The sequence below is a fragment of the Vibrio sp. 14N.309.X.WAT.E.F5 genome (genome assembly GCF_030397615.1).
Taxonomy (GTDB): Bacteria; Pseudomonadota; Gammaproteobacteria; order Enterobacterales; family Vibrionaceae; genus Vibrio; species Vibrio lentus.
This window is the reverse complement of the sequence record NZ_JAPNXR010000003.1, coordinates 231,686-243,977: the sequence shown is the minus strand read 5'-3', so window position 1 is coordinate 243,977 and position 12,292 is coordinate 231,686. Positions and strand designations below refer to the sequence as shown.

Sequence of the window (12,292 nt, the reverse complement as noted above, 5' to 3'; positions counted from 1 at the left end):
TTCAACTTATTGTTCCACTTGTGAATATTGAGAAGGCCATCGTAATGATGGCCTTTTTTGTGCTCAATTGATTGTATCTCATACGAGAGGTCATTATTTTATCAGTATTAATTATGAATCTTGATGTGCGGCATTTTGTGTCAATCTGAAACAGTGACGCTCATTCGAATCATGTCTTCGTTTGAGGATATAGAAAATGAAAAGATACTCATCTAAGTCAATCGTTACGTTCTCGATTTTAGCAATATCGGCAATGGTTTTATTGGTTGCGGCAGCATTTCAAATTCGCGGAGAACCAACGTGTGTTGATTGCTACGAATCAGATAAAGGGCAGTTCAAATATGTTCTCTATGATGGGACGTCACCCTCTGTCATTCCTAGCATCCATAATACGTTGTTACTCAATCAAGTGCCTTTGATGAAAACGTTTGAGCTTGATTCTATCCCGAAAGTGACTGTTAGGGTGTGGCGAAACCAAAAAGCCTATTTGGATGAGCAGGAGCGGAGCATAGGGTATCGATATGCTTTCTCTACGGGGTATATTGCCCCTAAAAGCAATGAAATTAGGCTGCTCTATTTTGGTGGTGAGATCCATAAAACCGCATTGCATGAGTTCGTACACTTGCTGACTCTGCAAGTGAACCCTAACTTCGCGAATAACCCGCGTTGGTTATGGGAAGCTATCGCTATCTATAAGTCTGAAGATTATTGGTTTCACCTGAGTAACAGACATGCCATCAGTCGTCGTTTCGATGGTCTGGCTCAGGACTTATACAATAAGCCGAACAATAGCTCGGCTGTTTATGAGCTTGGGTATACGGTCGGTGAGTTTATTGAACGTTCATGGGGAGAAGCGGCGTTTGTTGATCTCATTAAAAGCAATGGGGATCCATCACAGTTTACCGACCAGCCACTAGAATCGCTGTTTTCTGATTGGGAAAAGTTCGTCAAAACCATGTACTTGAGTGGCCCGAAAAGTGAGTATGAAAAGGCCATGGAACGAAATCCATTCGATAGAAGAGGCACGTCTAATTGATCAAAAAAAGAGGTGATGTTTGATATGTACATCGCCTCTTTTCTATTTGTTCTTTTAATTAGCTTTATTGTTCGGTATTCAGATGTCGAATCAACTTCGCTGGTGTACCACCGTATAAGCAGTCTGGCGGTACATCGCTGTTGACTACAGAGTTCGCTGCAATCACTGAACGAGCCCCAATTGTTACGCCTTGGTTGATCACTGAGTTACCGCCAACCCACACATCATCTTCGATTGTAATTGGTAAACAGAAGGTTTCCCATTTACGGCGGCTACGATAATCAAGGGAGTGTGATGGCGTATAGAATTGGGCACTTGGTCCAATTAAAACATTGTTACCAATCTTGATGTTCGCACCATCTAGCATGACTGCGTTCATATTAATGAAGGTGTCGTCGCCAATCTCGATGGTTTTGCCAAACTCACAATGAAAAGGGGGCTGGATTAAGCTGCTACTACCAACCTTACCAAATAGCTGCTCTTGCAATGTGTGTTGCTGGTCCGGGTCTTGGTGGTTGTTGAAAGCCATTAGCGCCTTTCTGGCATTGGAACGCATGGTATCAATTTCTTGGTCTGCACCATCATACACTTGCCCAGATAGCATCTTCTCTAGTTCAGTTTTAACGTTTGTATTACTCATGCTTGCCCACTTTCCGAGAGTCTCGGTTTAATACCAATCGTAGTAAATAACTGGTCATCCTAGCTGGTTAAAACGCTCAATAACTGCGTTAGAAATTTTGATTGTAGAATAACTACTTATCGAAAATTTCTGCCTTGTTCTTAAGCCTTTTTCCTGCGCTATTTATGATCACTTACTTACTGTGATTGATATATATGACGAATACTGCAAGATTAGCGACTTTCGGGCATAAAAAAAGAGAAAAGCCTCAGCCTTTCTCTTCCTGTTTTTCTACTTAGCAATCAAGATTGCTTAAATTAGATTTGCTCAACGAAACTCATTAGGTGCTGTTTCACTTCGTCTGAAGCAAAAGCGCTCTCTACCGAGTATTTGTAGATCTCTACGTAGTCTTCTTTTGTTAGGCCGAATGTTTCACACACACGCTTCACTTCGTTGGTCATGGTTGTGTTCGACACAGTACGGTTGTCTGTGTTGATCGTAACAACGATACCGTCTTTCTTGAATTCAGCAATTGGGTGGTCGCTGAATTTGTGAATACATTTAGTTTGAACGTTACTTGTTGGGCAAGTTTCAAGCGCAACCTGCTTCTCTTTAACGATGTTGTATGCGTCCTCGTTACCTTGGATGTGAACACCGTGGCCGATACGTTCAGCGTCAAGCATTGTCACTGCATCGTAAACGTTTTGACCGTGCCATTGCTCGCCAGCGTGCACGGTAATGCGGTAGCCTTTTTCAAGAGCGTATTGCGTGTATTCAGGGAATTCAGCACAGAAGCCTGGCTTTTCGCCACCTGCGATATCAAACGCAACAACACCTTTACCTAGGTAGGGTTGGCCTGCGTCGATTACGTCTTTGATAGAATCTTTAGGGAACATACGAAGCACAGACATGATGTAGTTGCCTTTGATGTCGTATTTCTCTTCAGCACGCTTCATGCCTTTTACTGCGCTTGCAATGATCGTATCAAGAGACAGACCTTTGTTTACGTGCAGGATTGGCGCAAAGCGAACTTCTAGGTACTTAACGTTTTCTAGTGCAGCGTCTTCGTATAGCTCGAAAGAGATACGTTCAATCGCTTCTTCAGTCTGCATTACTTGTAGTGGCAAGCTGAAACAAGCCAGATACTCATCTAGGTTTTTGCAATCTTCTGGCACCGTTAGAGATTGAACAACCGCGTCGCGATCTTCAGGTAGTTCGATATTGTACTGTTTTGCTAAGTCAATAATCGTATCTGGGCGAACACTTCCGTCTAGGTGGCAGTGTAAATCAATCTTTGGTAGTGCTAGAAAATCCATGAGTATTCCTTAATTCTATTATTATTTGAGCGTGTTAACTCACATGCGCTAAATTTACCAAGACAATGATATGATTTAAAGTGACAATTAATCATCATTAACCTGAATTTAGGGAATATCATGGTAGATGTTAAAAGCTTACTTAAATGCGATATGAATTTGCTGCTTTGCCTACACGTTCTCATTGAAGAGCGAAGCGTGAGCAAAACCGCAGAGCGACTCTTTTTGAGTCAATCTGCTGTAAGTAAACAGTTCACCAAACTCAGAGCTTTGTTTGATGATCCGCTGTTTGAGCGAGAGTCCAAAGGGCTATTTCCCACACCCAAAGCACTCGCGTTAGCGCCTAAGATTCACCAAATTCTACTGCAGATCGAAAAGCTGACCGTTCCCGAAGTTTTCGATCCTAAAGACAGTGAGCGTACTTTCACTATAGACCTTGTTGAAACCGCCTACACAGCGATCTATCCGCACTTTATGCCGACAGCACTTGCCGATGCGCCGCACATTACCATCAACAGTTCGACGTGGAGCAGCGACAGCTTCAAGCGTTTACTCAAACGTGAGGTGGATTTTGGTATCGGTATATTTGAGCTAGATGAGCGCGCTTCTACCCATGTCCAGTGTATCCCTGACGAGTTGGATTACGTGGAACTGTGCTTGGATTATTCTGTATGTTTGATGCGCAATGACCACCCTGCCTTGCAAGAAGAGTGGAACCTCGACACTTTCTTGAAGTATCGACACATACAGTTGGTGACGGGTGGGGCGGGTGATTGGCTTCTAATGGAAGTGCTAAATTCCAAGCAATTGGAAATCAACAAAGCCGCGAATGTTTCAGACATCACCAGTGCCATTAAGCTGTGTAAGCAGAGCGATTTACTTATGTGTTACCCATACAACTCGGTACGCGATTACATTGATAGCGGAGAGTTGGTGATGAAGCCCGTTCCGGTTGATTTGGTGCCGGGAGGCTTGTTCCTTCTATGGCACAAATACTTCGATTCAGAACCGAGCCACAAATGGTTGCGCGATCTGATTATCGAGCAGACTCGATAGTTGAGATGTATAATTTATTCAAGCTATTGAAAGATAAGATAAACGTAGTTATTTGATAAATAATCCAGTTTTATTTCGTCTTTTGGAATTAAGCTTCGTCTTATTCTGGGTGCTATTTTTATTTGGAAGATGAGAGATGACAATTCCACGGTTACCACAACAAATTATTGAAGACGCGTGTGAGTGGGCGATCATGCACGGTGTTGCGTTTCGCCAGTCAGATAATACCGCTAGGCATTGTCCTTTCAGCATTGCTCCTATGACTATGGAGCGTGAGGTGTATGAACACCTGTTGAAGGTAACACCGCTTATCACCAAGTTAATCAGCAATGTTTCCGAAGATCATGATTTCTTGCAGTCATCATTGAGTGATATGGCCAAAGCAGATCCGTTTTTTGGCCGCTTGATGGAACTGCATCAACAAGCGCATGGCGAGGTGTCTCATCGTCATTATCCGGCTCGCCAACCGTTATTATTAATGCGTACTGACTTCATGGACGATCGCCAACATGGCGCGAAAGTGATCGAGTTCAATGGCATTGCGGCAGGAATGGCTCCATTCGGGCAAAAGGCCACAGATTTCCATGATTACATGCACAATCAATGGCCTGAGACTTATCGGAGCTGGCTTGAAGATAAATCTGCCACACCTGCTGAAAACCAAGGCTTAACGCAGTTGGCTTATGGTATTGCGACTTCAGCAAGAAAAGTGCGAGCTGACTTTAATGATTCAGATAAGCCAACATTCTTGATGGTAGTGCAAAAGAATGAAGACAATGTTTACGATCAACACCTACTCGAAATTGAACTGCAAAAGCAGGGTGTACGTACGGTTCGTCGTACCTTTGAACAACTGAGCTGTCAGCTTTCATCGGGCGAAAATCAACGCTTGTTATTGAAAGGTGTCGGTGCTGTCGATGTGGTGTACCTAAGAGCTGGCTATCAGTATTCAGATTACTGGGCACCAGAACTCAACGAATCGGTTTGTTGCCATACACTAAGCCAAACGCGCGTGTTTATGGAACAACACCATGTTGCAATGAACGCGACCATCAGCCAGCAATTAGCGACCAGTAAAACCATGCAAATGCTGCTGACCATGATGCCAGCATCTGAATACGCACGTTGGGGTTTAACGCTAGAAGAAGCAGAACTGGTGAAGAGTGTTTTAGCCGATATGGAGCCAACCACCAGTGAATCGATTGAATGGTTTAACACACAAGCTGATAAGCAAGAGTGGGTGTTGAAAAACCAAGGCGAGGGCGGTGGCCATTGTGTATTTGGTGACGACATTAGCGAACAACTGAGCCAACTTAAGCCAGAAGAGTACGACGCATGGGCATTGATGCAACGCTTGTATCCACATGAACGTGACGTGCCAACCATTGCGGTCCGTGATACCCAGCAAACACTTGTAACAGATTTAGTCAGCGAAGTGGGTTTGTTCACCGCGTATTATCAAGGTGAATCAGTTACCGAAATAGACGGTTATGCGGGATATCTTATTCGTAGCAAACCTGCGAGTGAGAATGAAGGCGGGATCCACAGCGGCAAAGGGATTTTGGATTCGTTGGTGTTGATTGATTAACTCTTGATTTCGACAAATAGCAGATAAAAGAAAGGCCAGCGCGTGAACGTTGGCCTTTATGGTCTTTAAAGTGCAATGAATTAATTAGTTCTAGGTTTAAATCATAGATTTTATTCCAGTGATTATGTCCTATTTTCAATTAACAAGCTGCGCTGGTGTAAACGGTAGATTGTGAATAGATTGGTGGCAATAAATGCTCCTTCGACCAAAGAACCGCCGATAGAACCAAGCCAAATATTGTGGCTAATCCAACAAAGTGAGTTGAACAGAATAAAGGATCTCAGTGTTACACCTTGTTTGGTAAATAATGCCCAAGTGGCAACTGAAGAACCTAAAACGGTTATGAATTCAAAGAAGTGTGTGATATTAGGTAATGTCATTACCCACATTAAACCAATGAAAAACCACATCACTTTGCGTGATTGAGTTTTGATGGAAGCATAACTACGAAGTGCGTTAATCATCACGCCAATGGCAGCAACTGTAGCTCCCATTAAGGTGAAGTGAATTCCCATGATCAGACAGAACATCATCATCTGATAACGAAATCGCATGTCGTCTTTTTGCCAAAAGGCCATCACGCCAACTAGGAATGCAATTCCGCCAATACCTTGTGCTATTGCGTTTTCCATACTCGTTCCATCAGTCAATTTAAGTTTATGAACAAAAATTCAGCCCTCTAATTAGAGGGCTGGTTAATGCTTTAATTGACTACGTAAAGCTTATTATTGTTCGATGAATGTGATTATTGATTCACTAAAGCAACGGCTTCACGAGTTAAATGAGCCAGCTCTTCCCAACTGCCTTCTTCAATCAGCTTCTTATCCACCATCCAAGTACCGCCACATGCGAGTACTCTAGGTATCGCTAGATAGTCTTTAATGTTGTTAGGGTTAATGCCACCTGTCGGCATGATCTCAATATCGGTGTAAGGCGCAAGAAGTGACTTAACCATGTTGATGCCACCCGATGCTTCAGCTGGGAAGAACTTCAATGTGGTTAAGCCCATTTCTAGAGCGGCTTCTACTGTACTTGGGTTGTTGACCCCAGGAATGATGTCAATACCAATCTCCTGACAAGCTCGGACAGTATTTGGATTAAAGCCAGGAGAGACCACAAACGTTGCGCCCGCTTCTTTGGCTGCGATCGCCTGCTCACGATTGAGTACAGTGCCAGCGCCGATCAACATATCTGGTTGTGATTCACGAAGTAGACGAATAGCTTCGACAGCAGCCTCAGAACGGAACGTAATTTCTGCTGCAGGTAAACCATTTTCAGCTAACACTTTACCCAAAGGGATGATGTCTTCAGCGTTGTCGATAGCGATCACAGGGATAACTTTCAGTGTTTTTAGTTGTTGTTTGATGTTCATTGGTATTCCTTAAATGGCTGTGATGGCCGCTTGAGTAAGTTCTTTTGCAATAATGGCACCGCGATGTTGGATAACGACGCCTGCCATGGTATTGCCACGCTGGCACGACGTTGTTAAGTCTTCGCCAGCAAGGTAAGCAGATAAAAATCCGCCATTGAATGAGTCTCCTGCCGAGGTCGTATCAACGACATGTTCAACAGGTTGGGTAGGCACCGCCCGTGGAGCCGAAGCGGTACCAGAATTTAGATTTATGTCACTTTGAATTGTGGCATCTTGAATGAGGCAGCCATCTGCACCCAGTTTGACGATGCATCGCTTAACACCCAGCGCAGTTAGACGTTCGATAGTTTGTTCTGGAGAGCTATCTCCCCAAATTAACTGTTCATCATCGAATGTCACCAATGCTAAATCCGTCAATGTATACATGGCTTGGTAGCTGTTTTTGACGGTTTGGTTTTCGTCCTGTGGCCAAAGGGTAGGGCGGAAGTTACTGTCGAAGGCGATTTCAACGCCTTGTGTCTTCAATTCAACCAAGATGTTCAATAGCTCGATACGATCTTGCTCGGGTAGAATCGCTAATGTGATACCGCTAAGAAAGACCATATCGACGTTGCGTAAAGCTTGTTTTATCTGGCTAAAATCTGGATGTTGCAACAGGTACCGTGCTGCTGACTGATTACGCCAGTATAAGAAGGTACGCTCACCTGCGTCATCAAGCTGAATCAGGTATAGGCCTGGAGTTCGTTGGCTGTCTTGTAGAACGAGGTCAGTCGACACTCCTTCATGTTGCCAGCGCTCTAACATTCCCTTGCTAATCGGGTCTGCGCCTAAAGCCGTGACGTAGGACACTTTGATGTCATTTGGATTTAGGTTGACCTCACAGCCGCGGCTTAGATAGACCGCAGCATTGAGTGTGTCTCCGCCAAACGTTTGATGCATTGAGCCAAACGGTTTTCCGTTAAGCTCGATCATGCACTCACCAATAATGGCGATATGTTTCATGGGTTACGCCCTCTCTTCGAAGTAGCGTTTTGCGTTACCAAAGCAGATGTCTTCGACCATAGGGCCAAGCAGTGACATGTCGTTTGGCACCTCGCCGTTTTCAGCCCAACGACCAATCATGTCACACAGAATTCTGCGGAAGTATTCGTGGCGTGTGTATGACAAGAAGCTACGAGAGTCAGTCAGCATTCCGACAAACTGGCTAAGCAGACCAAGCTGAGATAACTGCTCCATTTGGCGTTGCATGCCGTCTTTCTGATCGTTGAACCACCAACCAGAACCAAACTGAACTTTGCCCGCGATGCCGCCACCTTGGAAATTACCAATCATGGTGGCCATCATCTCGTTATCGCGAGGGTTTAAGCAGTAAAGGATGGTGCGAGGCAGCTCGTTGCTTTGATCCATCTCGTCTAATAGGTGAGCCAATTCGAAGGCAAACGTCTTGTCGCTGATCGAATCAAACCCTGCATCTGCGCCTAACAGTTGGAACATACGCGTGTTGTTATTGCGCTGAGCACCAATGTGAAGCTGCATTACCCAACCCATTGCGGCGTAGCGCTTGCCTAACCACACTTGAACGGCTGTTGAGAACTGTGCACATTCTAAATCGGTGAGCGTTTCGCCGTTGAGGCGTCGAGTGAACAGAGCATCCAAATCGGATTCTGATGGAATCGGCGCGTAGCGAACCACTTCGATACCATGGTCTGCTGCACGGCAACCATGATCGTTGAAATGCGCTAGGCGGCTGTCTAAAGCACTCAATAGATGATGGAAGTGTGTGATCTCGATATCAGCAACCATGCTTAACTTTTGCAGGTAATCCGCAAAGCCATCAAGTTCAATTTTGAATGCTTTATCTGGGCGCCAGCTTGGCAGAACCTTCACATCGAAGGTACTGTCTTGATTGATCGCTTTATGGTGCTCAAGAGAGTCGATAGGGTCATCAGTCGTCCCCGCCATTACAACATTCATTTGCTTCATGATGCCGCGAGCACTAAATTCCGGTGTCGCTAATAGCTCGTTGCATTGGTGCCAAATTTGGTCAGCGCTTTCTGGGCCAAATAGAGTGCCAGTAATACCAAATGGGCGGCGCAGCTCTAAATGAGTCCAGTGGTAAAGTGGGTTACCCAAGGTTTGAGGGACGGTTCTAGCCCATGCCATGAACTTATCATAATCGCTTGCGCCTCCAGTAATCAGACGTTCGTCGATCCCTGCTGAACGCATGCCACGCCATTTGTAGTGGTCACCCTCAAGCCAAATCTTAGACATGTTTTCGAACTGACGATCTTGAGCCACTTCTGCCGGGTTTAGGTGGCAGTGATAGTCATAAATCGGTTGGTGGCTTGCGTGTTCGTGGTACAAGCGGCGCGCTGTCTCATTCGACAGTAAAAAGTCTTCACATAAGAAATTCTTCATTGCTTATACTCCTTATAATGCAGCCACGGTAGCAACAGCACCATGTTCAATTAATGATTGGTACGCTGAACTTACTGCATCAATCACCTGTGGGTTTTGACCTAGCTCGGCAGGGAAAATCGCTCCAACCGCAAGTAACGTCGGAACCACAGAAGTATTGAGTCCATGCTCGTCGCAGATCTGACGAAGTGTGTCTGCCATTGGATCGCGAACATCGATCTCATTGCCTTGCTCATCAACACCCGAAACATAGCGCATCCAGCCAGCGATGGCCGTCGCAAGCCATGAGAAGTCTGAGCCTTGCTCTAAATGGAATCGCAAGCTGCCACCCATACGCTGAGGGATCTTCTGGCTACCATCCATCGCAATCTGCCATGTCTTATGTTTCAAACTTGGGTTGGTGAAGCGGTTGATCAGCAAGGTTGCGTAACCTTCCAAATCAGTCCCTTCAGGCATAGTTAGTGAAGGTGCTTGGGATTTCATCATCATGTCAAAAGCGGCTTTGCGGTAGCCTGCATTTGTCATGGTGTCGGAAATATGGTCGTAACCACCAAGGTATCCAAGGTAAGCAAGGAAAGAGTGACTGCCATTGAGCATACGCAGTTTCATCTCTTCGTAAGGCACCACATCTTCTACGAACTCTGCGCCAGCAATATTCCAGTCTGGGCGGCCTGCCACAAAGTTATCTTCAATCACCCATTGGCGGAATGGTTCACAGGCGATGCCACACGGGTCTTCACAACCAAGCAGTTCTGCAATTTCTGTCAGTGTCTCTTCGGTTGCTGCTGGTACGATGCGGTCAACCATAGTGCATGGGAAGGTGACATTAGTTTCAATCCAATCACGTAATTCTGGGTCAAGCAGTTGAGCGAACTCAATGATCGCTGCTTTTGCTACATGACCGTTCTCTTGCACGTTATCGCAAGACATTACCGTGAATGGAGGAAGGTTACGGTCGCGGCGTATTTTGAGCGCTCGTACAATATATCCAAGTGCCGATTTTGGCTGCGTTGGGTTCGCTAAATCAGCGATGACTAGGGCATTATTTCTATCAAGCTTGCCAGTTGCAGGGTCAGCGCAGTAGCCTTTCTCTGTGATCGTCATCGACACGATCGCCACTTGAGGCTCAGCCATTTTTTCTAAAACAGCTTCGATACCGTCTAGGTTTGGATGCAGTGATTCAGTCACTGAGCCGATTACTTTAACGTCTGTGGATTCAGCGCCTTTTTCAGCAACGGTGTAAAGGTGGTCTTGCGCGCGAAGTGATTCAATCAAATCTTCGCCGCCGAATAGGTTAATTTCGCAAATACCCCAATCAGTGTTGGTTTTGCTTAGCATTTCATTGGTGAATAGCGCTTGGTGCGCTCGGTGAAATGCACCGAAACCAAGGTGCACAATACGGCTTTGGAGTGTTGAACGGTCGTAGTCAGGTCGTAATACAGTGTTTGGCAGCGTAGAGTTAGCAACAGTCTTCATTATTCAGTTCCTTTTCCCGCCAGCGAACCAGCGGGATTTTATTATTTGATAAAGCGTTTGAGTGTTTAGCAGTCTTAGAATGTATCTGTGACCAAATTACGAACCGTAGCCCAGTACTAATTCAGGTAAGAACAAGCTCAGCTCAGGGATAAAAGTAACGGCCATTAGGGCTGCAATCAGTGCAGCATAGAATGGCAGCAAAGGTTTGATGACTTTGTCTATGGCAATGTTGGCAACCGAACAACCGATGAATAGAGCACTACCTACTGGCGGCGTACAGATACCGATAGCAAGGTTGAAGGTCATCATGATGCCGAAGTGCACAGGGTCGATGCCTAGGTCTAGCGCGATTGGTAGGAAGATTGGTGTGAAGATCAGTACCGCTGGTGTCATATCCATGAAGATACCCACAATCAGCAGAATCACGTTGATAATCAGTAGGATCATTAGCGGGTTATCAGAAACCGCCAGTAATGCATCAGCAATCATGTAAGGCACATCGGCGTTCGCCATTGCCCAAGACATCCCCATTGATGCGCCAACAAGTAATAGAACGATAGAAGTTGTTACTGCAGACTCAAGGATGATCTTTGGAATATCACGCCACTTAACTTCACGGTAGATAAGCACGGCTAAAACAAACGTGTATACCACGGCAATCGCAGAAGCTTCAGTTGCAGTAAAGATACCGCCAATGATGCCACCCATGATGATGCCGATCAGTGCTAAAGAAGGCGCTGCTTTTAGGAAGGTATCCCAAACCATTGATAGTGAAGGACGAGCAGCAACAGGGTAACCACGACGTTTTGCAATAATACCCGCCACAATCATGATACTTAGCCCCATGATGAGACCTGGGATGTAACCTGCTAAGAACAATGCCGCGATTGAAGTACCACCAGAAACCAAAGAGAAAACGATCAGCGTGTTACTTGGTGGAATCAATAGACCAGTAGGACACGAAGTAATGTTAACCGCCGCAGAGAAGTTTTCGTCGTAGCCGTCTTTCTTTTGCAGAGGAGACATGGTGCCACCAACTGCAGCTGCCGATGCTACCGCCGATCCTGAGATAGAGCCAAACATCATGTTTGCCATCACGTTTACGTGTGCCAATGAACCCGGCAGACGACCACCCAACACTTTGGCGAAGTTAATCAAACGCAGCGCAATGCCGCCTTGGTTCATGATGTTGCCCGCCAAAATGAAGAACGGGATCGCCAGTAATGCAAAGTTATCAAGGCCAGCGGCCATGCGTTGAGCAACTACCGCGATAGCCGGCTCAAGCGGTAAGCTCATTAAGATGGTTGCTAGTGACGATAAACCAATCGCAAAAGAGACCGGTACACCGATTGTAAGCAGTACAGCGAAACTACCGAATAAGGTCAGTATTACTTGCCATTCCATTGTGAAA

11 protein-coding genes are annotated in these 12,292 nt (G+C 45.5%); 3 read left to right on the top strand and 8 right to left on the bottom strand.

Features of this window, described 5'->3' with window-relative positions; genetic code table 11:
- Positions 1-196 precede the first annotated feature (196 nt).
- A complete protein-coding gene (locus tag OW495_RS05500) occupies positions 197-1,036 on the top strand; it encodes a hypothetical protein (RefSeq protein WP_289885469.1) in 840 nt (279 codons plus the stop codon).
- Positions 1,037-1,100: 64 nt separating this feature from the next.
- Here OW495_RS05500 and OW495_RS05495 read toward each other — a convergent pair whose 3' ends face one another.
- Positions 1,101-1,676, bottom strand: a complete 576-nt coding sequence (locus OW495_RS05495; RefSeq protein WP_102512892.1) for a sugar O-acetyltransferase — start codon at positions 1,674-1,676, stop codon at positions 1,101-1,103.
- A gap of 296 nt (positions 1,677-1,972) precedes the next feature.
- The gene (gene add / locus OW495_RS05490) at positions 1,973-2,971 is read right to left on the bottom strand and encodes an adenosine deaminase (RefSeq protein WP_289885467.1); all 999 of its coding nucleotides are present in this window, start codon (positions 2,969-2,971) and stop codon (positions 1,973-1,975) included.
- A 120-nt stretch (positions 2,972-3,091) separates the two neighbouring features.
- Here add and OW495_RS05485 point away from each other — a divergent pair, with 120 nt between their 5' ends.
- Together OW495_RS05485 and OW495_RS05480 are read left to right on the top strand one after the other, a co-directional pair.
- On the top strand, positions 3,092-4,027 hold the full coding sequence (locus OW495_RS05485; RefSeq protein WP_289885466.1) for a LysR substrate-binding domain-containing protein: 936 nt from the start codon (positions 3,092-3,094) through the stop codon (positions 4,025-4,027).
- A 136-nt stretch (positions 4,028-4,163) separates the two neighbouring features.
- Positions 4,164-5,615, top strand: a complete 1,452-nt coding sequence (locus tag OW495_RS05480; RefSeq protein ID WP_289885465.1) for a glutathione synthase — start codon at positions 4,164-4,166, stop codon at positions 5,613-5,615.
- Between the two features lie 122 nt (positions 5,616-5,737).
- On the opposite strand, the gene OW495_RS05475 is transcribed toward OW495_RS05480, so the two are convergent.
- From OW495_RS05475 to OW495_RS05450, 6 genes are all read right to left on the bottom strand, one after another.
- On the bottom strand, positions 5,738-6,247 hold the full coding sequence (locus tag OW495_RS05475; protein ID WP_099166061.1) for a YgjV family protein: 510 nt from the start codon (positions 6,245-6,247) through the stop codon (positions 5,738-5,740).
- A 113-nt stretch (positions 6,248-6,360) separates the two neighbouring features.
- Complete coding sequence (locus OW495_RS05470; RefSeq protein ID WP_102300120.1) at positions 6,361-6,987, bottom strand: bifunctional 4-hydroxy-2-oxoglutarate aldolase/2-dehydro-3-deoxy-phosphogluconate aldolase; 627 nt, start codon at positions 6,985-6,987, stop codon at positions 6,361-6,363.
- A 9-nt stretch (positions 6,988-6,996) separates the two neighbouring features.
- Complete coding sequence (locus tag OW495_RS05465; protein WP_102300119.1) at positions 6,997-7,989, bottom strand: sugar kinase; 993 nt, start codon at positions 7,987-7,989, stop codon at positions 6,997-6,999.
- Positions 7,990-7,992: 3 nt separating this feature from the next.
- Positions 7,993-9,405, bottom strand: a complete 1,413-nt coding sequence (gene uxaC, locus OW495_RS05460; RefSeq protein ID WP_289885461.1) for a glucuronate isomerase — start codon at positions 9,403-9,405, stop codon at positions 7,993-7,995.
- 12 nt (positions 9,406-9,417) lie between these two features.
- A complete protein-coding gene (locus tag OW495_RS05455; protein WP_289885460.1) occupies positions 9,418-10,881 on the bottom strand; it encodes a fructuronate reductase in 1,464 nt (487 codons plus the stop codon).
- Positions 10,882-10,977: 96 nt separating this feature from the next.
- The gene (locus OW495_RS05450) at positions 10,978-12,285 is read right to left on the bottom strand and encodes a TRAP transporter large permease subunit (protein ID WP_054542885.1); all 1,308 of its coding nucleotides are present in this window, start codon (positions 12,283-12,285) and stop codon (positions 10,978-10,980) included.
- Between the last annotated feature and the right edge of the window lie 7 nt (positions 12,286-12,292).

Coding starts and splice junctions, on each gene's coding strand:
- OW495_RS05500 (WP_289885469.1), top strand. CDS start 197: ATGAAAAGATACTCATCTAAGTCAATCGTTACGTTCTCGATTTTAGCA.
- OW495_RS05470 (WP_102300120.1), bottom strand. CDS start 6,987: ATGAACATCAAACAACAACTAAAAACACTGAAAGTTATCCCTGTGATC.
- OW495_RS05495 (WP_102512892.1), bottom strand. CDS start 1,676: ATGAGTAATACAAACGTTAAAACTGAACTAGAGAAGATGCTATCTGGG.
- OW495_RS05455 (WP_289885460.1), bottom strand. CDS start 10,881: ATGAAGACTGTTGCTAACTCTACGCTGCCAAACACTGTATTACGACCT.
- OW495_RS05480 (WP_289885465.1), top strand. CDS start 4,164: ATGACAATTCCACGGTTACCACAACAAATTATTGAAGACGCGTGTGAG.
- OW495_RS05450 (WP_054542885.1), bottom strand. CDS start 12,285: ATGGAATGGCAAGTAATACTGACCTTATTCGGTAGTTTCGCTGTACTG.
- OW495_RS05485 (WP_289885466.1), top strand. CDS start 3,092: ATGGTAGATGTTAAAAGCTTACTTAAATGCGATATGAATTTGCTGCTT.
- add (WP_289885467.1), bottom strand. CDS start 2,971: ATGGATTTTCTAGCACTACCAAAGATTGATTTACACTGCCACCTAGAC.
- OW495_RS05475 (WP_099166061.1), bottom strand. CDS start 6,247: ATGGAAAACGCAATAGCACAAGGTATTGGCGGAATTGCATTCCTAGTT.
- OW495_RS05465 (WP_102300119.1), bottom strand. CDS start 7,989: ATGAAACATATCGCCATTATTGGTGAGTGCATGATCGAGCTTAACGGA.
- uxaC (WP_289885461.1), bottom strand. CDS start 9,405: ATGAAGAATTTCTTATGTGAAGACTTTTTACTGTCGAATGAGACAGCG.